Below are 21,284 nucleotides of genomic sequence, written 5' to 3' on the forward strand. Positions count from 1 at the left end.
ATGTTAATGACTATTGATTTGCTTTGTCACGCCTTTGCATTGCGATATGCTTAATGGCGAGTTCTACGTTACCGTCCAATTCGGAAGCTAATTGCATTACCTCCATTTTTTCGGTTTCTTCGGTGGTGTATGCGAGGTATTCCTCCAAACTAACTTCGGTGGCATAGACTGCCGAGTTCGTACCACCTAAGCCAATCCAAACCTCTTTGTACAGTCGGCTTGCATCGTTGTTCATATTGATAGAAAGTACCTGACCTTTTTCCTTATCTGTAAGCCCCAACATTGCCTGTATGTCATCGAATTTATTCATATACTTACGCTGGTCTAAGAGGATTTTACAGTCGGAATTGTTGATGATACTTTCTTTTACAATGGGCGACTGGATAATATCATCTACCTCTTGCGTAACGACAATCGCCTCTCCGAAGAATTTGCGGACGGTTTTAAATAAATATTTTATATATTCCGCCATTCCTTCTTTGGCAATCGCTTTCCACGCTTCTTCAATCAGGATGAGTTTGCGAATACCTTTCAGTCGGCGCATTTTGTTGATGAACACCTCCATAATGATAATCGTAACTATGGGAAAGAGGATTTTGTGGTCTTTAATCGCATCAATTTCAAACACGATAAAACGTTTGGAAAGCAGGTCTAACTGCTTATCGGAGTTCAGCAAATAATCATACTCGCCACCTTTGTAGTAAGGTTCGAGTACGTTGAGAAAATTGGCAATGTCAAAGTCCTTTTCCCTTACCTGCTTTTCCTCCAATACCTTGCGGTAGTCGCCTTTTACATACTCATAGAAGCCGTTGAATGATGGGTAAACATCTTCCGATTTTATTCTTTCGATATATCCACTTACCGCATTGGATAAAGCCACTTCTTCTGAACGGGTTGGCGGTTCATCATCACGTTTCCAGAGTGTGAGTATCAAAGTCTTGACACTTTCTCTCTTTTCAATGTCGAAAACGCCGTCATCGGTATAGAAAGGGTTAAAGGCAATTGGGTTGTCTTCGGTGTATGTGAAGTAAACACCGTCTTCACCTTTGGTCTTTCCTTTGATGAGTTCGCATAAGCCCTGATAAGAATTACCCGTATCTACCAACAGTACGTGTGCGCCCTGTTCGTAGTATTGCCTTACCATATGATTTGTGAAGAACGATTTTCCCGAACCTGACGGACCAAGTATAAACTTGTTCCGGTTCGTGATAATGCCACGCTTCATAGGCAGGTCGGAAATATCCAAATGGATAGGTTTCCCCGTCAGGCGGTCAGCCATCTTGATACCGAACGGAGAGGGCGAATTGTGGTAGTTGGTTTCTTCCGTGAAGAAGCACAACGCAGGCTCAATGAACGTATAAAAACTTTCCTCACTCGGAAAATCACCTGCATTACCGGGCATTCCTGCCCAATACAAAGTAGCCACGTCCGTCGTGTTGTGTCTTGGCTTGCATTCCATCAATGCCAACGCACTACCGCAATCGTTCTTTAGCTGTTTGAGTTCCGCAGGGTCTTCCGACCACGCCATAATGTTGAAGTGTGCCCTTACGGAAGAAAGACCGAACGAATGTGCTTCGTTCAGGTACTTTTCTATCCACTCTTTGTTGATTTGATTGGCACGGCTGTAACGAGCCAGTGAGTGCATATTCCTTGCGGACTTCTCAAACTTTTGCAGGTTGTCTTCGCTGTTGTCTATAAACAAATACTGATTGTAGATATGGTTGCAGCTTAACAACAAGCCCACAGGTGCGGCGAATGACAGACGGCAGTCGCTACGGTCGGTAGATAGCTTTTCAAAACGGGTATCTGCCGATACCGTTCCGGGTAGGTCGTCCGTGTCCGAAAGCGTGTGCAGGCTTAACCTTTTGTTCCCGATACGGACTTCTTCTGTTCCGAGTGCGATGTCCTGCATCGGTGTTCCCGCATCCCTCGATAGCGTAAGGTATTGTTCCAGTAATCCCTGCTTTTCGCCCGTTCCGATAATGTCGTCTTCGGTAAGGCGTTGCAGGGTTATAAAACCGCTATCGTTTACGATACGTTCAAACTGTGCCACCGCTTCCATAAAGCGGTGTATCGTTTCCTTGTTCCTGATTTCCTTTGGTATCAGCGAACCTTTACAAAGTGATGAAAAATTACTTTGCATACGCATACGCTCTTTGGTTGTCTTGGTTAAAAAGAGGTAGCAGTAATGGTTTAAGAACGGTCGCTCGTTGAAATGGCGTTGATAGGATTTTGCCAAAAAACTTTGGTTGTCTTCTGCTAAATCGGGTGCATAGCTTTCTTTGATGTACCAATCCTGTTTGTGGATGACCGTAAAATCCGGCAACGTCTTAATTGCCTTATGCCAGGCGGAGTGAATAGCTTCATATTCCGCAGAAGCTACGGTAAACAGTTCCGGCAAACGCACTTCAAAGCAGGCGGTAATGTCTGCATCTTTGGAAAGGATGCAGTTGTTTTCTACTGCCAACAAAGGAAATTTGTTTTCCAGCGTTGTTGTCTTTGCAACGTTTCTCATAGGGCATTCGATTTAAGAGTGAATTTTAAATAGCGGTGTACAGGCTTGCGACAGATAATATGGCGGGGATGCCTTTTATTAGCCGCTATCTTCATTAATCCGTGTTCGCCATATTTTCTGTTCAGCGAAAAGGTCTGCCACACAATGAGTGAAGCACCGCCTGCTCCGAGAAACAGGCAGATGTAAGAGTTTACGCCTGCCATATACAGTATCATCACGAAGATGAGCGTACCGAGTAGTCCGCCAGCGAAGATGAAAAGGTATTGCGCTTTCAAACCTTTAAATTCCACCGTTCTTCCGATGCCTTTGTTTATGTTGTAATTGTTCATAAAGCAAAGGATTAAAGGAAGAATGAACGCAGGATGGTAGCTGCCACGATTAAGAAGATACACGCACCGAACCACGAAGCCGCAGTTTTCGATGTATCGGGGTCGCCCGAACTGAATTTGTTGTACACCTTAACACCTCCGATTAGCCCGACCACCGCACCGATGGCGTAAATTAATTGGGTTGCGGGGTCGAAATAAGACGTTACCATTTGGGTAGCCTCGTTGATACCTGCCGAACCGTTTCCCTGTGCGAACGCACCAATTCCTGACAGCATAGCCACGGCTGCCAGCAAAACTTTTTTTCTCTGTTTTTTCATAATTGAAACACATTAATTTGTTACTGTTATCCCGCACCTTGCGGTCTTTCGGGACAAAGGTGTTTCAGAAAATGAGGCGGTCTAACAAAGTGGCAGTCAGAGGAAGTGTTTGGCTGTGAGTGGCTTTATTGGTTTAATTCGAATTACTTCGCAATAAAGTTTTTCCACAATTTGGATTGCTATGAAATATTTGCATAAATTTGACACAATATGTCAACGGAAGTTATGTCAACAGAAACAATAGGAGAAAAATTAAGACACATTCGAGAGGAAAGGGAACTACCTCTGCGGAAAGTTGCAGCCTTACTGGATATTGATGTTGCTATTTTAAGTAAAATGGAACGAGGGGAACGGAAAATAACAAAGGAGATAATACTGAAACTTGCAGATATATATCACTGTAACTCAGATGAACTTATGGTTTCATTCCTAAGCGACAAAATTCTATATGAAATTCAAGATGAAGATTTGGGTATGAAAGCACTGAAAGTGGCAGAGGAAAGAGCAAAATATATAAAACAGAATAAGAAGAAATGACAATAAAGCAACTCATAGAAAAATATTCTGCTAACAGAAAATATTACTTAACAAACAAGTATAACGAAACACTGCTTCGCAGTGATTTCTTAGACCCATTTTTCGAGTTGTTGGGCTGGGATATTAAAAATAATTCAGGAAAATCAACCAACGAAAGAGAAGTAATTTTAGAAGAAGCATTAAAAGCAAATGTTTCCGAGCATTCAAAAAAACCAGATTATACTTTCCGCTTGTTTTCTGAAAGAAAATTCTTTTTGGAAGCAAAAAAACCTTGCGTAGCAATTGAAGCAAGTAACGACACAGCTAAACAAGTAAGGCGGTACGGCTTTACAGCCAAATTGAAAATTTCCGTTCTTTCAAACTTTGAATACTTAATCATTTACGACACTTCGGTAAAAGTCGATGAAACCGACAATTACAATAAGGCATTAATCAAAAAATATCATTATACCGAATATGAAAGTAAGTTTGAAGAAATCAAAAAGCTATTGGGTAAGGACGCTGTGTATTCAGGTGCGTTCGATACCGAATGGCAAACTATTGAAAACAAACTAAATCAATATTCAATTGATACACTTTTTCTACAACAATTTAACGAATGGAGAAAGTTATTAGGAAGTGAGATATATAAACACGACCCTAAAATAAAAGAGCAGGAATTAAACGATATTGTTCAAAGCTATTTGAATAGGATTTTGTTCTTGCGTGTTTGTGAAGACAGAAATTTAGAAGATTATCAAACGCTTTTAGCCTTTGCCAACACAAGTGATTTTAAAGCATTAATCAAAAAATTTGAACAAGCTGACAAACGCTATAATTCAGGATTATTTGACCAGTTACTTAAAGATAAAATTGTAGAAAATATTAGCTCTGCATTTTGGACAATTATTAAGCAATTGTATTATCCAGAAAGCCCTTACTCATTTAGTGTATTTTCATCCGATATCTTAGGTAGCATTTATGAGATTTTCTTATCTGAAAAACTGACTGTACAAAACGGAATAGTTGAATTGGTAAAGAAGCCTGAAAATGTGGATAGAGATATTGTAACTACGCCAACATTTATCATCAATGATATTTTGCGGAATACGGTTTTACCAAAATGTAAGGACAAGACCGACAAAGAAATTCTGAAACTGAAATTTGCAGACATCGCTTGCGGTTCAGGTGCATTCTTATTGGAACTTTTTCAGTTGTTGAATGATATTTTAATTGACTACTATTTAAAAGCAGACAAAACAAAACTTATTCAAACCAATATCAACACTTACAAACTTCCTTTCAAAATAAAGAGAGAACTATTATTGAATTGTGTTTACGGAGTTGATAAGGATTACAATGCAGTAGAAGCTGCAAAATTTGGCTTATTACTCAAATTATTGGAAGATGAAAATACATCATCGACCAACACAAGCAAACCAGTTTTACCTGATTTATCAATTAATATTTTCTTCGGAAATAGTTTATTAAATCCAACACAAGTTGAAAAGAAAAACCAAACAATCATCAATCCGTTTGATTTTTCAAAACTTCGTTTTGATGTAATTATTGGTAATCCGCCTTATATGAAGTCGGAGGATATGAAAAATATTACACCGCTTGAATTACCGCTTTACAAAGCAAATTATACGTCTGCTTACAAGCAGTTTGACAAATACTTTTTGTTCCTTGAACAAGGTATAAACTTGTTAAATAATGATGGTGTTTTAGGTTATATTGTTCCAAGTAAGTTTACTAAAGTTGGTGCAGGTAAAAAATTGAGAGAAGAGCTTTCAACAAAAGGTTATTTGCATTCAATCGTTTCGTTTGGTGCTAATCAGGTTTTTGCAGACAAAACAACTTATACTTGTTTGCTGATTTTAAACAAAACACCGCAAAAAACTTTTCAATATGCAGAAGTAAAAAGCCTGAAAAGCTGGAAAGTTCGTGAACCAGAAGCTGTAAAATATACTTCTAAGAAAACTGAAGAATTAGACAATGAAGTCTGGGTTTTAGTTCCACCCGAATTAACCAATGCTTACAACAACATCATTGCCCAAAGTTCCAAACTGATTGCTTTAGTTGGTAGCGAAAATATTTTTAATGGTATCCAAACAAGTGCTAATGACATTTACATCTTCATTCCAACGAAAGAAGATGCGAAGCATTATTATTTTTCCAAAAAGGGAGTTGATTACAAAATTGAAAAGGCGATTACCAAACCTTATTTTCAAACATCATCAGGAGAAGACAACCTATATACCTACAGAACTTTCAAGCCAAATGCGAGAGTTGTTTATCCTTACCAAAACACGAAAAAAGGTATTGATGTAATTCCACTAACAGAAATTCAAATGAAATATCCGCTTGCTTTTGGCTATTTACAGAAACATAAAGCAAATCTGAACAATCCGAAAAGAGATATTAAACCAGAACCTACAACAGCAAACGAATGGCACCGTTTCGGAAGACAACAAGGACTAAGCATTTCGGATAAAAAAGAAAAGATAATACTTGGTGTATTGTCGAGTGGCGACAAATATGCAATAGATAATTACGGAACGCTTTTTACATCGGGCGGAACAGCAGGCTACTGTGCAATTACAATGCCTGATAATTTCGATTATTCCACATATTACATTCAGGCAATACTAAACTCAAAATATGTTGAGTGGTTTGTAATCTTAACAGGCGAAGTATTTAGAGGAAGTTATTTTGCAAGAGGCACTAAAGTCCTCAACAATTTGCCTATTCGCATCATTGACTTTGCGAATGCGACAGAAAAAGCACTTCACGACAAAATTGTTGAAACACAAAAAGAACTTATCCGCATACAAGACCAAATAGACGTGAATGTAGGAAACAAAAGGACTTTGACACCACTACAGGGACAATTTACAAGAGAAAAAGCAAATTTAGAAAAGCTGTTAGCCAAATTATATGATTTAGGCGATGACGATTTATTAATCCCTTTAATCAAAGATTTGTATGAAACTAATTGAGAACGCAACAGCCGAAAAATTAAGGGGTGGATTTTATACACCTGAACCCATTGCGGAGTTTATTTTGCGTTGGGGTACTAATGGTAGTAACAATTTTGACATACTTGAACCGAGTTGTGGCGATGGTGTATTCTTGGAACAATTAAAGAATTTAAAATCAAAATACAATTCCATTACAGCCATTGAGTTTGACGAAGTAGAAGCAAAAAAAGCCGATAAAATTGAACTTAAAAACAAGCAGGTAATCAATGATGATTTTCATACCTACTGCAATAACACAGAAAAGCGTTTTGATTTAGTGGTGGGTAATCCACCTTATATCCGCTTTCAGTTTTTCGACAGAAATCAGCAAGCAGAAGCAGAAAATATTTTTGTTAGAGCAGAATTAAAATATTCCAAATTGACCAACGCTTGGGTTTCATTCGTGGTTGGTTCATCCCTTTTGTTGAAAGACAAAGGTGGAAAAATCGGCTTTGTTTTACCAGCAGAAATCTTACAGGTTTCCTTTGCTTTGCAATTGCGAAAATTCCTTGCTCATTTCTACAACAAAATCAATATCATTTCTTTTGAAAAATTAGTTTTCCCTGATATTCAGCAAGAAGTTGTTTTATTGCTTTGCGAAAAGAACGGAACACAGGAACACAACATTGAACACATCGAATTAAAAGATGCAAACGAATTAAAAACGCTTGACACAGCAAGATTAAAAAGTCCTCAAAAGAAAATTGATTTCAAATCCAACAAATGGACTTTCTATTTTTTAGAACAGGAAGAAATTGACTTTTTAGAAACCATTGCGAAGAAAAGAAACATTGCAACACTTGGAAAGTACGCAAACGTTGAAGTCGGTATTACTACAGGAGCAAACAATTATTTTACAGTTCCGCTTACTACCGTTGAAGAATATAATCTTTACGACTATGCCAAACCGATGGTGGGGAGAAGTGTGCAAGTAAATAGTGTTATTTTCACAAAAGAAGATTGGGAAAAGAACAAATTTTCCAAAGCCAAAGCACATTTGTTAGCGTTTCCTGACAGGCAAAACCTTGACCAAAACAACGGAGCAGTGAAATATATTGCTCACGGAGAAAGTTTGAATATCCATAAAGGTTATAAAACAGGGATTAGAAATAATTGGTTTGTAGTGCCGTCCTTAAAAATTTCCGATGCTTTGTTTATCAGGCGAAACAACCTTTATCCAAGGTTAATCATAAATGAAGCAGAAGCCTACACAACTGATACTATGCATCGTGTTTTTGTAAAGCCTGACACCGATATTAAGGCATTGACTGCAAGTTATTACAATTCGCTTTCATTAGCATTTACAGAAGTTTCAGGACGAAGCCACGGAGGAGGCGTATTAGAATTAATGCCCAATGAAGCAGAGAAAATATTACTTCCATATCATAAAGACAATGCAGAAATGTTGTCAAGAATTGATGAATTAATCCGAGACAAAACAGACATTGAAGAGGTATTAAAAATAACTAATGAAGTAATCTTAAAACAGCATTACGGCTTGACGCAAAAGGAAATTGATTTGGCTCATAGTATTTGGAAAAAATTGTCTAAACGTAGGTTAAATAGAGGAAAAAAAAATAATAAAGGGCAAGCATCAGAGTAAGGAGATGAGAATATAAACTAATCAAATACTATAACCACTATTATGAAGATAAAAAAAATAGAAGTTGAAAATTTTCGATTACTGAAGACTTTCTCAATGGATCTTGAAAATGAACTTTCTCTTGTTATCGGGAAAAACAATACAGGAAAGACTTCTATTCTGTCAGTTCTTGATAAATTTATAAATGAGAAAAGCAAATTTTCTTATGATGACTTTAATATTGATTTTAAAAACGAATTTGAAGATTTAATTAAGTCGGCTGATGTTCCCGACGAATTCCTACCCAAAGGCATTAAACTGAAAATTTATATTGAATATAACGATACAGATGACTTATCTAATGTTAGCAGAGTATTAATGGATTTAGACCCTGATAATAATAATATTGTTTTAGGTTTTGAGTACACTGTAATCTATGATGATTTTTTAAAAATTAAAGCTGACTATGCAGTCTTCGCAGCCAGTGAAAATGCCAAAAATGTTAAGAAGAAAGAATACAAGCCAAGGGAACTAAGAGATTTTTTAAAGCAAAACTTAGAAACTTATTTTAAAATTCATAAATTCTCTTTCGAATATGATACAGCTACAAGCGACATTACCGAAACTAAACCTATTGACCTTATTAGTGAAAATATTAATTTAAAAGACATCATCAGCTTCAAGTACATAAGTGCAAGAAGGGATGTGACAAATAAGGAAAAGGAAAATACGCTCTCAAAACAAACTTCAAGCCTTTATAAAAAGAAAGAAGATAGTAGCGATAAGACCCAAGCTACAGAAGATTTTAAAGACCAGCTTTCAGAAACCGACAGTACATTAAGCGACATCTATAAAGACTTATTTAAAGATGTAATAAAAAAAGTACAGGATTTTGGTGGCGTTAAGCTGAATGACACTGATATAGCAATTATTTCAACACTGCAACACCGAGAATTGCTTGAAGGGAATACTACAGTGGTGTACACTCACGATGACCACAAGTTACCAGAGCATTATAACGGTTTGGGTTATATGAACCTAATAAGTATGATTTTTGAAATTGAAATTTTGGTACAGGATTTCAAAAAAGATAAAGATAAAAAGCCCGCAGATATTAATTTGCTTATTATAGAAGAACCGGAAGCTCATACCCATCCCCAAATGCAATATGTCTTTATAAAAAATATAAAAAAACTGCTTGGAGAAGGCATCAAAAGAGATGATGGTATAAACAGACCATTACAGTACATAATCACAACGCATTCATCACACATTGTCGCAGATAGCGATTTCGATGATATTAAATATTTGAAAGCAATAGCAAAGAATAACGTAACTGCGAAAAATCTGAAAGATTTAAGAACTCAATATGATGCTGACCCAAAACAGTATCAATTCTTAAAACAATATCTAACGATTAGCAGAGCTGAAATCTTTTTTGCTGATAAAGCAGTTCTTATTGAAGGAGATACAGAAAGAATTTTGATACCAACTTTTATGCGAAAAGTTGATTTGGAAGAGGCTTCACGTTTAGAAGCTGAAGGAAATGAAGATACCTTCTTACCGCTTCTATCACAAAATATATCAATTATCGAAGTTGGGGCATATTCTCAAATCTTTGAGAAATTTATTGACTTCTTGGGTATTAAATCAGTGATATTAACAGATATAGATGCTATAAAGGTAACAGGTCAAAATGCAAAAGGGCAAGACGAATGGGGAGCGTGTCCTGTAAATGAAGGCACTAAAACAAGTAACTCAGCAATTAATCATTTCTTGAATGCTGTAACTTGGGACGATTTAAAATCCTTACCTCTTGCTAATAGAACGATTATTGTCGGGAGTTCCACAGTTTGTATATGTTACCAACAGGAAGAAAGCACCTATCACGCAAGAAGTTTTGAAGATGCCTTTATACACCTAAATAGAGCATTCGTAAAAGAAAATAAAGATACTTTCCAAGGGATAAAAAATGCTACTGATTTTGATGATGATGCGAAAAGTCCTTATGTTTTAGCAGCGAATTGTGTTAAGAAGAAAACTCATTTTGCCTTGGATATCTTATACCACAGTAATGAAAAGTTTAGTAATTGGAATATTCCGGCTTACATTAAAAATGGTTTGTTATGGTTGAAGGAAGATTAAATTTAGAACCAGAAGTACGGGAAGTTTTTCAATCTATTGATAATGGCAGAAACTTTTTATTAAGCGGGGGTGCAGGCAGTGGAAAGACTTACTCCTTGGTAAAAGTAATTAGGCAGGCAATAGCTGAAAATCCAACGGCTAAGGTTGCTTGTATGACTTATACTAATGCAGCAGTAAAAGAAATTGAAGAAAGGGTAAACCATAAAAATCTTAATGTATCTACGATACACGATTTCTTATGGGATAGTATTAAACATTTTCAAAAAGAGCTTAAAGAAGCACTTATTGCCTTAGCAAACAATGAGGAGGTAACCAGAATTTCCATTGAAGAAGTCAATCCTGTACCGGAAAATTATTATGCTGTTTTACCTGATGGTGTACAGTACAAAGAGTTTGTTAGAATACGTGAAGGAATTATATCTCACGATGAATTACTCATAGTAGCCAACTATCTTTTTGAAAAATATCCCAAGCTTAGCAGCATCGTAAAAGATAAATATAAATTCATATTCATTGATGAATACCAGGATACAAGTAAAGCTGTTGTAGAAACATTTCTTACACATTTTAAGAAAAGTAAAAGAACGAATATCATAGGCTTTTTTGGAGATGCTATGCAATCAATTTATGAAGATGGCATTGGCAACTTAGACGATTATAAAGGAGATGATGCAGAAAAAGTAAACGAAATTCCAAAGAAACAAAATAGAAGAAATCCGCAACTTGTAATTGACTTGGCGAACAAACTTCGTACTGATGGCATAATTCAAGAACCATCTGCCGACCCGAAAGCCCCTAATATGGTTGGTGGTGTAATAAAGCAAGGAACTGTTTTATTTCTACATTCCACTGATGGATACATCAATAAGGTTGAGGCATTTTTAGAAGCTAATTATGCTTGGGATTTTAATAATTCAAAGGAAACTAAAGAACTTAATCTTACTCATAATTTAATAGCAGGTAAAGCGGGTTTTAGAAATTTGATGGATATTTATGATAAAGACCACATATTAAGTTTTAAAGATAGAATTAAGAAGTATATTAAAGATAACAATGTTGCTGCTGACTTTTCAGAAAATACATTTGGAGAAGTAATTGAAGCATTACAGCAAGGAAAAAGTGGTAGAGAGTTAAACGCAGTTCGTCCTACAAATACAATGCAGGTTTTTATTGATGGTAATGCTGAATTGTATAATTATGCGAAATCATTAAAATACTCTGAATTTTCCAAAATGTATGTTGACAAAGACCAATTACTTGATGATAAAAAGCAAGACAAAGATGATGAAAACAAGAAAGGTTCAAAAAGAGATAATCTTGTAAAACACTTATTTAAAATTCAGAATAATATTTCTCTGTATCAAAATAAAAAGTACAATGAGTTTTTAAGAGCCACAGATTATCATTTTAAAATAACAAGTATCGCAAGCAAAAAAGCCTTAAAAGAAAATATTGAAAGCCTTGTGAATGTTGGAGATAATACAATTGAACAAGTCATTAATGATGCTAACGAAAAGAGAATTTGTTTGATTGATGATAAGCTAATTGCCTTTAAAGAGAACAAAGAGTATTTGTATAATCGAGTGAAGGATGTTAAGTTTAGTGAATTTCAAAAACTATATGAATACCTTGAAGGACAAACACCATTTTCAACACAGCACAAAACCAAAGGAACAGAATTTGATAATGTTTTGGTTATACTTGATAATGGTGGTTGGAACAATTATAACTTTGGAAATCTATTCTTAGGTACAGGTTCTGCAAGTGTATTGGATAGAACTCAAAAAATATTTTACGTTTGTTGTACAAGGGCAAAAGAGAACTTAGCAGTTTTTTTTCACAATCCTGATGCAGACGTAATAGCGAAAGCCAAAGTATGGTTTGGAGAGGACAATGTAATTGATATTAGTTAACCTTATTCTTAAAAAAACAATAGGGAGTTTGCTCATACAAACTCCCCAATGTCAAAATCACTCAAATCACTTTTCCGCAAAGTGGAAGAACTGTCTTCCGTTTCAGATGAAAGGGTACTATCCAAAAGCTCGGCTATTCTTCGGGAAGCATCTTCCATAGAATTTTCCAATAGGCTGAATAATTCGGTTCCCTGTATTTTTTGAACTATCGCTATCGCTGTTTCCTTTTGGGCTGGTTCCAATTCTTCTTTTTGGAGTAACACCCCCACGGAGCTTAGTTCTTCAAAGGTAACCCCTTGGGCAAAACCGTCATCGCCACCGGATATTCCGTACCTGTTCCATTCTTCTTCCTCCTCCTCCAAATCAGGTATATTTCTGAAAACTTCGTCCAGCTCTTCCTGCGGAATTTGAACACTTACGTTTTCATTTTCGTCGTATTCAATGTCTAAGTTATCAGGGTTTATCTCTGGTTCCTCAATTTGGCGTTTAGTGGTAATGTTTGGCACTGTAAGGCTTCTTACAGGTTTGGGTTGCCCCATAATATCAGGTAAATCAGGGTTGACCTTTTCTGGCTTTGGATCTGGTTTCTCCCTTTTCGTAATGACAATCTTATCCTGTAAAAGCAGGATAATAATTATCAGAAGGCAAATCACAATTACTACTTCCATAATGTTAGTTTTTAAAATAAACCCTTGTATTTTTCGTTGAACTCCTTTGTAATCATGTCTTCAAATACTTTAAAATGATATTCCAGAATATTATTGAGATAGGCGAACAAGGGTATTTTATCATCGCCTATAATCTGAACGATACGGGTTAAACGTTCATGATATTCAGGGCTTAGGTATATACTTTTATTGCCTCTTTTCTGCATTTTATTCATTTGCATAAATGCTTTTTCATAGGATACTTTCGCTGTATTAGTTGCTATGCTGGAGTTGTCGTTGGTTGCAACGACATTCCTTTTCTTTTTGTTTTTCTTCATTACAAAATGGGTTTAAAATGTTCATTGAAATAATCTGTGATATCGTCCCCGTACTCTCTGAAGTGGTGTTCAAGAATGTTATCAATATAAGAGTAGAGCGTTGTTCTTTCTTCCCTTGTCAGTTGAACGATGCGGAGCAATCTTTCGTGGTATTCGGGGCGAATGTAAACGACCTTACCGTTACGACCTGAGGGAAACCGATTGACCAAAAAAGTTTCCTCATAGTCCACTTTTTTTGATGAACTGCTTCGCACTTTTTCTTTCGGTTTGGTTTTAATTTCCTTTGTTTCTTCCTCTTGAGGTTTGTTTATGGGTGGAGAAATAGGCTCGTCCCCACTTATGATATTCATCAAATAATCCTCATCAACGTCAGGCTTTTCAAAAGCGTTGTTTTTGTTATCCTTAGCCATAGTCTAATGATTTTATAGTTGTGTGATTTTCAAAAATTCTTCGACAAATAAATCCATTTTGGTTATTTTCATTAGCTGTGTTTCGGCAGGAAGTAAACTTGACCTGAATACATAACCGGCAGTGTCATCTGTTTCTTTTCGGAAACGCTTACTGTCCATAATCCTTGTTCCCATTATTGGCAGGTTGAGTTCTTTGATGACACTTTGATAGGCATCGTATATACCTGTTTTTTCTCTGCCGTCCACTTGGTTCCAGAACAACCAAAGTTCTTGTTTCTCGTTGCCCTCAGTAGTTTTCGGAAGTTGAAGAAAGGCTTTGGTAAAGCCCAATGTACTTTCTACGACCAAGCGGTCTGCGGTAATGGGCGAAAAGATAAAATCCATTGTCTTTAATGTAGTCAAGACACCTTTGGTGTTGGCAGTCCCCGGCAGATCGAAAAAGATAACATCCGGTACAACCACCGACTGGCTTCTGTATTCCGATGCTTTCTCCAAAGCTGTTTCAGCTTTGCATTTAATAATCGGGTATGCTTTTTTGTTGATGGCTTGAAACTGCTTCATTGCCGCTTTTTTATGGTAGTCGTTCTGCATTATGGTTCTCTTATCCCGCTCTCGCATATTAGTCAAACTGTGCTGCGGAAAGTCGCAATCCATTACCAGTACATTAAAACCTAATCGGTAGTGAAGTACACTTGCCAGCAAGGTGGTCATCGTAGATTTTCCCACACCACCTTTTTGGGTGGAGAAACTGATTTTTAAAGTTTCTTTTCTTGTTTCCATTATTTAAAAATTTATTGTTACACACTTTATTTGTTTTGCAGGATTGAATATTGGTTTATCTGATTATTACCTCATTCCTATATTCCTGCATTCCCTTTTGGGTACTTTCCTGCACAGGTATTTGCTTTCATTTTTGCCTTGTCAGGTACATTCTTTGGCAAGTGGCAAAACTTGCAACAGGTAAATTGCTTTACCGCTTTTATGCTTTTACACTTTTATTGTTTTATTGTTTTATGCTTTTAAAACCTTATGCTTTTATTCCAAACTGCCTGTTTGCAAACCTGATTTTCTTCTTTGTTGAAATACTTTTTTTACTACCTGCACTAAAATTATACGGCAAATAAAGCGATTGATTTAACCGCTGATTGAGCTGTGGCAGTGTTTGGCATTCAAAGGCAGTGTTTGGCACTGCTATACAATACACTGCTTTCGTAAACAGGTCTTTACTTTGTAAAATGATTTTTATTAACGGATTTATGCAAAAGTCTTTTGACAAAATGGAGAGTAACGGGAACGGCTTCGATCTGTTTTTCCCTGTTACATTTAATCCGTCCCGCAGGGCGGATTTTTGTGTTCAACAGAACACGGCAAGTTGTGTTTTGAGCATCTCGGAATGATTTCCGATGCTCAAAACAACTTGCCCTTTGCAGGGGGCAGAAAACACCTTCCGAAGTCAGGGTTTTGTATGGATTTTAAAATGGATTAGTGATGAACGATAACAACAAAAAGCAATTGAAAAAGACCGGACGCCGCCCAAAAGAAGACCCGGCGACCATCCGCTATACGATTTCCTTTAACGAGCAGGAACACGCCCGTTTTCTTACCCTGTTTGATAAATCAGGTATGCAGGTAAAGGCGCATTTCATAACGTCCTGCATCTTTGACAAGACCATAAAGACCATTCAGATTGACAAAGGAACGGTTGATTTTTATATGCGGCTAACCTCTTTTCACAGCCAGTTCCGTTCCATAGGTGTAAATTATAACCAGATTGTAAAGCTGTTGTACAAGCATTTTTCCGAGAAAAAAGCGGCAGCGTTCCTCTACAAATTGGAAAAACAGACGGCTGAAATGGCGATGCTATGCCAAAAAATTATTCAGCTAACCGAGGAATTTGAAGCAAAGTACCTGAAAAAACAGCCTTAGAAATGATAGCGAAAATCGGTAGAAGCGGAAATTTATACGGAGCATTGGCGTACAATCAGCTCAAAGTGGAGAATGAAAACGGACAGATTTTGTTTGCCAATAAGATGATTGAAACCGCTAACGGGCATTATTCCGTTGCACAATTAGCCCAGTCTTTTGCGCCTTACCTGATAGCCAACCGCAATACCGAAAAACATACGTTGCATATTTCGCTCAATCCTGACCCGAATGATAAAGTAAGCGATGATAAGTTTAGGGAGATGGCAGAACAGTATATGCGGGAAATGGGTTACGGAGAACAGCCTTTTGTGGTGTTCAAACACACGGATATTGACCGCAGCCATATACACATTGTATCGGTTTGCGTGGACGAAGAGGGTAAAAAGATTTCGGACAAGTTCGAGAAAATGCGGTCTATGAATGTGTGCCGTGAGTTGGAAAGAAAACACGGATTGATACCCGCAACTGATAAGGAGCATCGGCAGAACGACAAGGTTTTCCGCCCGGTAAACTACAAAGCTGGAGATGTGAAAAGTCAAATCGCTTCAGTAGTTCGCCACTTACCAAATTACTATAAGTTTCAGACTTTGGGCGAATACAATGCCTTGCTTTCCCTGTTCAATATTACCACCGAAAAAGTAGAGGGCGAATTGCAGGGGCAGCTACGGCAGGGTTTATTATACATTCCTTTAAACGAGAAAGGCGAAAGAGCCGGGCATCCGTTCAAGGCTTCTTTGTTTGGTAAAGATGCAGGGCTTCCGGCTTTGGAACTGTATTTTGCGAAATGCAAAACGGATTTAAAAGATAGTCCAACCAAGCAGACCTTACAATCAGCCGTTACCATTGCCTTGAAATCAACAACTGATGAAATGGGCTTTAAGAAGCAATTAGCCGAGCAGGGAATTAACGTAGTGGTGCGGAGGAATGATACAGGGCGTATTTACGGAATGACATTTATAGACCACAATTCTAAAGCGGTTTGGAACGGTTCACGTTTGAGCAAGGAACTTTCTGCCAATGCCTTTAATGATTATTGGAACAATAATATCAAACCGGAGATTAAAGAGCCAGTTGAATTACAACCGAAAATATCTACATCAAATGATGCGGATCTTCCTGCGGAAGAACCACACCATTTGTTCGACTTCTTAACTACTGGTAAACACGAAGATGGTTTGATTGAAGCACTGGGAGGCTTATTGCCCGAAGCCCAGGGCGAAGATTACGAGGAACAGGATTTTGCCAATAAAATGAAGAAGAAAAAGAAGAAAGGTAGTAGGTTGTAAAAAATATCTATTGATTGAAATATATGTTTCATTTTTAAGGTTGTACAGCTTCAGTCTTCACACCACATATAACGAAGCTCATTTTTTTATTTTGTAATTTTGTTACAACAAATCAGCATTGGATTAATGAACATAGACCTTTTACTTGAGAATATATATCCGCTTCCAGATACTTCAAAAGAATTGCTCAAGAAATCAATTACAGAGGTTAAATATAAAAAAGGGCATATTCTTTTGAGAGCTGATAAAATTGAAAAGAACATCTACTTTATAAAGAAAGGTGTAGCAAGAGCATATTCATATAAAGATAATGATGAAATCACTTTTTGGTTTGGCAAAGAGGGCGATACTATTATTTCAATGAAAAGCTATATAGCCAATCAGAAAGGATATGAAAATGTAGAGTTGTTGGAAGATTGCGAATTATATAAACTGAAAACAACAGTCTTACAAAGACTTTTTGAGAATGATATACATATTGCAAATTGGGGGCGAAGATTTGCCGAAAAAGAACTTATAAAAACAGAAGAAAGGCTTATTTCTCGACAAGTCCGAACAGCTACCGAACGATATAAGGAACTTTTGAAAAACAGTCCCGATATAGTCCAGCGAGTGCAATTAGGACACATTGCTTCTTATTTAGGTATAACACAAGTCAGTTTGAGCAGAATTAGGGCAGAAATAAAGTGAACGGCTCATTTTTTATCATTTGTAAAATTTCACCTCAATTCCGTTTCCGACCTTTGCAGATAAAGAACAAAGGAAATGAATTGGATAATTTTAGTTGTAGCAGGGTTGTTTGAAGTGGCTTTTGCATTCTGTTTGGGAAAAGCAAAAGAAACAACAGGAAATGAAATGTATTTGTGGTATGCAGGTTTTCTCGTTACCCTTACTATGAGTATGGGACTTTTGATTAAAGCAACCCAAACTTTGCCCATCGGAACGGCTTATGCCGTATGGACAGGTATCGGAGCAGTCGGAACAGTTTTAGTCGGTATTCTTGTATTTAAAGAGCCTGCAACATTTCTGCGAATACTTTTTCTTATCACTTTAATAGGCTCGATTGTCGGGCTGAAAGCCGTATCAGCTCATTAAATAATGTTTTAAAAAAATGAATATAACAATAAGAAAAGCCGAAGAAAAGGACAGCGAGAAAGTTTGGCATTTAATGAAAGAATTGGCTGTTTTTGAAAAATACATTGACAGTTTTGCCATTACACCCGAAATTGTCAGAAACAGCGGATTTAAGAAAAACCCACCCGATTTTTATTGCCTTGTGGCAGAAGATAATGATAAAATCGCAGGAATGTTGGTTTATTATTTTCTTCCTTATACAGCCCAAAACCGTCCTGCTATTTATATGAAAGAGCTCTATGTGGACGAAAATTATCGTGGTCAGAAAATTGGCGAACAACTAATGAATGCGTTAAAAACTGAAGCAGAACAAAATAATTGCAGTCAAATAAAATGGACGGTTGCACCGTGGAATAAAGTAGGAGTGAAATTTTATGAACGATTAGGAGCAAGAGAAAATACCGAATGGCTTAACTACGAATGGAATTTAAAATAGATGGAACCAATGGAAATAAGAAAAGTAACATTAAACGATATTGAACAACTGCAACAGATAGGCAGACAAACATTTTCAGAAACATTTTCTTCGAGTAATACAGAAGAGAATATGACAACATATTTAGAGGAGGGATTTTCCAATGAAAAGCTAATAGAAGAATTGAACAATGAAAGTTCCGAGTTTTATTTTGCCTTATCTGAAAACGAATTAGTTGGTTATTTGAAAATCAATTTCGGGCAATCGCAAACAGAATTGCAAGACGACACAGCACTTGAAATTGAACGCATTTATGTTTTAAAGGAATTTCACGGTAAAAAAGTCGGACAAGTGCTTTATGAAAAAGCTATTGAAATTGCCAAACAGAAAAATGCACACTACGTTTGGTTAGGTGTTTGGGAAGAAAATCCTCGGGCAATCAGCTTTTATAAGAAAAATGGTTTTGTTGAATTTGACAAGCATATTTTCAAATTAGGCGATGATGAACAAACCGATATAATGATGAAATTAAAATTAGAAGAGAGGATTTTGTAAATTAAATTGAGCCTCACAAGGGGCGAGATGGACGAAGCCGTTACTTTTGAGAAAGAATAAGGACAAAATCAATTTTACAATAAGGTTGAAAAGGTAGCGATTTGCTACCTTTTTCATTTTATACTAATCTGCCAAATACTGCCACACAACGCCACTTACTGCCATATTTTAAGAGCCGACAGCAACAGCCTTTAAATTCACGCCCGAACATTAAAACTTAAAATAATGCAGGGAGAAGACGATTTAAGAGGGCTTGCCAAAATAATGGCTTTTATGCGGGCAGTCAGTATTCTTTTGGTGCTGATGCACCTTTATTGGTTCTGCTACGGTTTCTTTTTAGAACGTGGCTGGACGTTGGAAGTAATCAACAAGATGTTAGGCAATTTCGACCGTACGGCGGGCTTGTTTTCACATACCCTTTATACAAAAGCATTCGCTTTGGTTTTACTGGCTTTGAGTTGCTTAGGGACAAAGGGTGTAAAGAATGAGAAGATAACCTGGTCTAAAATTTATGTGGCGTTGGGCATTGGCTTTGCGCTGTTCTTCCTGAACACACCATTGCTAAAGCTATCCCCCGCAACAAGCACATTTCTGTATATTCTTACTATCTCGTTAGGTTATATCGCCTTGCTGATGGCAGGCGTATGGATGAGCCGATTGCTCCGTACCAACCTAATGGACGATGTTTTCAATAACGAAAACGAGAGCTTTCAACAGGAAACCAAGCTGATGGAAAACGAGTATTCCGTCAACCTGCCCACCAAATTTTACTACAAAGGCAAATGGAACAACGGTTGGATAAACATTGTAAATCCTTTCAGGGCATCAATCGTGTTGGGTACTCCGGGTTCCGGTAAATCTTATGCCATCGTAAACAACTACATCAAGCAGCAGATAGAAAAAGGCTTTAGTATGTACATCTACGATTTCAAGTTTGACGACCTTTCGACTATCGCCTACAATCATTTACTAAAGCACCGGGATAAATACAAGGTACAGCCGAAATTTTACGTGATAAATTTCGACGACCCACGCAAGAGCCACCGTTGTAATCCACTCAATCCCGATTTTATGACCGACATTTCTGATGCTTACGAAGCGGCTTATACCATAATGCTAAACCTCAACAGGTCGTGGATACAGAAGCAAGGCGATTTTTTCGTGGAAAGCCCAATTATTCTTTTAGCTGCTATTATTTGGTATCTGAAAATCTATGAGGATGGCAAGTATTGTACGTTCCCACACGCCATTGAATTGCTGAACAAAAAGTATTCGGACGTATTCACGATTTTAACCTCATACCCCGATTTGGAAAACTATTTGTCGCCCTTTATGGATGCGTGGCAAGGTGGCGCACAAGACCAGTTACAAGGGCAGATAGCATCGGCAAAAATACCTTTGTCAAGAATGATTAGCCCGCAGTTGTACTGGGTAATGACCGGGGATGATTTTACACTCGACATCAATAACCCGAACGAGCCGAAGATTTTGTGCGTGGGTAACAATCCCGACCGCCAAAATATTTATTCAGCAGCATTAGGGTTGTACAATTCCCGAATTGTCAAGCTCATCAACAAAAAAGGACAATTAAAGAGTTCGGTTATCATAGATGAGTTACCCACGATTTACTTCAGAGGACTGGATAATCTTATTGCAACTGCGAGAAGTAATAAGGTGGCAGTATGTTTGGGCTTCCAGGATTTTTCGCAATTAACGAGGGATTACGGCGACAAGGAAAGCAAGGTAATACAGAATACGGTAGGTAATATATTCAGTGGTCAGGTGGTTGGAGAAACGGCAAAAAGTCTTTCGGAGCGTTTCGGTAAAGTATTACAGAAACGTCAGAGTATGACCATTAACCGCAATGATAAATCCACCTCTATTTCCACACAGTTAGACAGCCTTATTCCGGCTTCCAAAATTTCAACGCTTACACAGGGTATGTTTGTCGGTTCTGTATCGGATAACTTTGATGAACGTATCGAGCAAAAGATATTTCACGCCGAAATCGTGGTAGATAATGAAAAGGTAGCCGCCGAAACCAAAGCCTACCAAAAGATACCCCAAATCTTATCTTTTGTAAATGAGCAGGGCGAGGATAAAATGAAGCAGGAAATTGAAAGCAATTACAAACAGATAAAAAAAGACATCCTGAATATTGTTGTTAGCGAAATGGAGCGTATCAAGAATGACCCGAACTTGCAGCATTTGGTACAGGACGGATAATTTAAAA

The 21,284-nt window shown here is 37.2% G+C and carries 19 protein-coding genes; 12 read left to right on the forward strand and 7 right to left on the reverse strand.

Annotated features, from left to right (window positions below):
• Positions 1–10: 10 nt before the first annotated feature.
• The 3 genes from AACZ49_RS09720 to AACZ49_RS09730 are packed head-to-tail and all read right to left on the reverse strand — an operon-like array spanning position 11 to position 3,161.
• Positions 11–2,515 (reverse strand): TraG family conjugative transposon ATPase, encoded by a 2,505-nt coding sequence (locus AACZ49_RS09720; RefSeq protein WP_339654041.1) that lies wholly within the window; start codon positions 2,513–2,515, stop codon positions 11–13.
• On the reverse strand, positions 2,512–2,844 hold the full coding sequence (locus AACZ49_RS09725; protein WP_225603966.1) for a DUF4133 domain-containing protein: 333 nt from the start codon (positions 2,842–2,844) through the stop codon (positions 2,512–2,514). The genes AACZ49_RS09720 and AACZ49_RS09725 overlap by 4 nt, the downstream gene beginning before the upstream one ends.
• 11 nt (positions 2,845–2,855) lie before the next feature.
• Positions 2,856–3,161 (reverse strand): DUF4134 domain-containing protein, encoded by a 306-nt coding sequence (locus tag AACZ49_RS09730; protein WP_034867769.1) that lies wholly within the window; start codon positions 3,159–3,161, stop codon positions 2,856–2,858.
• A 210-nt stretch (positions 3,162–3,371) separates the two neighbouring features.
• On the opposite strand from AACZ49_RS09730, the gene AACZ49_RS09735 reads away from it, so the two are divergent.
• Genes AACZ49_RS09735 through AACZ49_RS09755 form a run of 5 tightly spaced genes read left to right on the forward strand, consistent with a single transcriptional unit; the run spans position 3,372 to position 12,340 of the window.
• The gene (locus AACZ49_RS09735; protein ID WP_201443582.1) at positions 3,372–3,698 is read left to right on the forward strand and encodes a helix-turn-helix transcriptional regulator; all 327 of its coding nucleotides are present in this window, start codon (positions 3,372–3,374) and stop codon (positions 3,696–3,698) included.
• Complete coding sequence (locus tag AACZ49_RS09740; protein WP_225603965.1) at positions 3,695–6,679, forward strand: Eco57I restriction-modification methylase domain-containing protein; 2,985 nt, start codon at positions 3,695–3,697, stop codon at positions 6,677–6,679. Before AACZ49_RS09735 ends, AACZ49_RS09740 begins: the two co-directional genes overlap by 4 nt.
• Positions 6,666–8,303, forward strand: coding sequence for a class I SAM-dependent methyltransferase (locus AACZ49_RS09745; RefSeq protein ID WP_225603964.1), 1,638 nt, complete (start codon positions 6,666–6,668; stop codon positions 8,301–8,303). Before AACZ49_RS09740 ends, AACZ49_RS09745 begins: the two co-directional genes overlap by 14 nt.
• A gap of 42 nt (positions 8,304–8,345) precedes the next feature.
• Positions 8,346–10,427 (forward strand): ATP-dependent endonuclease, encoded by a 2,082-nt coding sequence (locus AACZ49_RS09750; RefSeq protein WP_291125247.1) that lies wholly within the window; start codon positions 8,346–8,348, stop codon positions 10,425–10,427.
• Entirely contained in the window at positions 10,409–12,340 is a 1,932-nt protein-coding gene (locus tag AACZ49_RS09755) for a UvrD-helicase domain-containing protein (protein WP_291125245.1), read from the forward strand. Before AACZ49_RS09750 ends, AACZ49_RS09755 begins: the two co-directional genes overlap by 19 nt.
• A 32-nt stretch (positions 12,341–12,372) precedes the next feature.
• Here AACZ49_RS09755 and AACZ49_RS09760 read toward each other — a convergent pair whose 3' ends face one another.
• From AACZ49_RS09760 to AACZ49_RS09775, 4 genes are read right to left on the reverse strand one after another with little or no spacing between them, the layout of a single operon-like run.
• Positions 12,373–13,008, reverse strand: coding sequence for a conjugal transfer protein TraD (locus AACZ49_RS09760; protein WP_292968504.1), 636 nt, complete (start codon positions 13,006–13,008; stop codon positions 12,373–12,375).
• A gap of 11 nt (positions 13,009–13,019) precedes the next feature.
• Complete coding sequence (locus AACZ49_RS09765) at positions 13,020–13,325, reverse strand: DUF3408 domain-containing protein (protein ID WP_034871411.1); 306 nt, start codon at positions 13,323–13,325, stop codon at positions 13,020–13,022.
• Positions 13,325–13,735, reverse strand: coding sequence for a DUF3408 domain-containing protein (locus AACZ49_RS09770; RefSeq protein ID WP_034871410.1), 411 nt, complete (start codon positions 13,733–13,735; stop codon positions 13,325–13,327). Before AACZ49_RS09770 ends, AACZ49_RS09765 begins: the two co-directional genes overlap by 1 nt.
• A 12-nt stretch (positions 13,736–13,747) precedes the next feature.
• Positions 13,748–14,515, reverse strand: coding sequence for a ParA family protein (locus tag AACZ49_RS09775; RefSeq protein WP_292968505.1), 768 nt, complete (start codon positions 14,513–14,515; stop codon positions 13,748–13,750).
• 708 nt (positions 14,516–15,223) lie between these two features.
• Here AACZ49_RS09775 and mobA point away from each other — a divergent pair.
• The 7 genes from mobA to mobC all read left to right on the forward strand — a co-directional run bounded on the left by mobA (position 15,224) and on the right by mobC (position 21,277).
• Positions 15,224–15,661: a conjugal transfer protein MobA gene (mobA, locus tag AACZ49_RS09780; RefSeq protein WP_120181176.1), complete on the forward strand. Its 438-nt coding sequence runs from the start codon at positions 15,224–15,226 to the stop codon at positions 15,659–15,661.
• 2 nt (positions 15,662–15,663) lie between these two features.
• A complete protein-coding gene (gene mobB / locus AACZ49_RS09785; RefSeq protein ID WP_120181175.1) occupies positions 15,664–16,947 on the forward strand; it encodes a conjugal transfer protein MobB in 1,284 nt (427 codons plus the stop codon).
• Positions 16,948–17,073: 126 nt separating this feature from the next.
• Positions 17,074–17,637 (forward strand): Crp/Fnr family transcriptional regulator, encoded by a 564-nt coding sequence (locus AACZ49_RS09790; RefSeq protein ID WP_120181174.1) that lies wholly within the window; start codon positions 17,074–17,076, stop codon positions 17,635–17,637.
• A 75-nt stretch (positions 17,638–17,712) separates the two neighbouring features.
• The gene (locus AACZ49_RS09795; protein ID WP_120181173.1) at positions 17,713–18,042 is read left to right on the forward strand and encodes a multidrug efflux SMR transporter; all 330 of its coding nucleotides are present in this window, start codon (positions 17,713–17,715) and stop codon (positions 18,040–18,042) included.
• 16 nt (positions 18,043–18,058) lie between these two features.
• The gene (locus tag AACZ49_RS09800) at positions 18,059–18,517 is read left to right on the forward strand and encodes a GNAT family N-acetyltransferase (protein WP_120181172.1); all 459 of its coding nucleotides are present in this window, start codon (positions 18,059–18,061) and stop codon (positions 18,515–18,517) included.
• Positions 18,518–19,051, forward strand: coding sequence for a GNAT family N-acetyltransferase (locus AACZ49_RS09805; RefSeq protein ID WP_120181171.1), 534 nt, complete (start codon positions 18,518–18,520; stop codon positions 19,049–19,051).
• A gap of 225 nt (positions 19,052–19,276) precedes the next feature.
• Entirely contained in the window at positions 19,277–21,277 is a 2,001-nt protein-coding gene (gene mobC, locus AACZ49_RS09810; protein ID WP_120181170.1) for a conjugal transfer protein MobC, read from the forward strand.
• The last annotated feature ends 7 nt before the right edge of the window (positions 21,278–21,284 follow it).

The organism is uncultured Maribacter sp., from assembly GCF_963975365.1.
Classification (GTDB): Bacteria; Bacteroidota; Bacteroidia; order Flavobacteriales; family Flavobacteriaceae; genus Maribacter.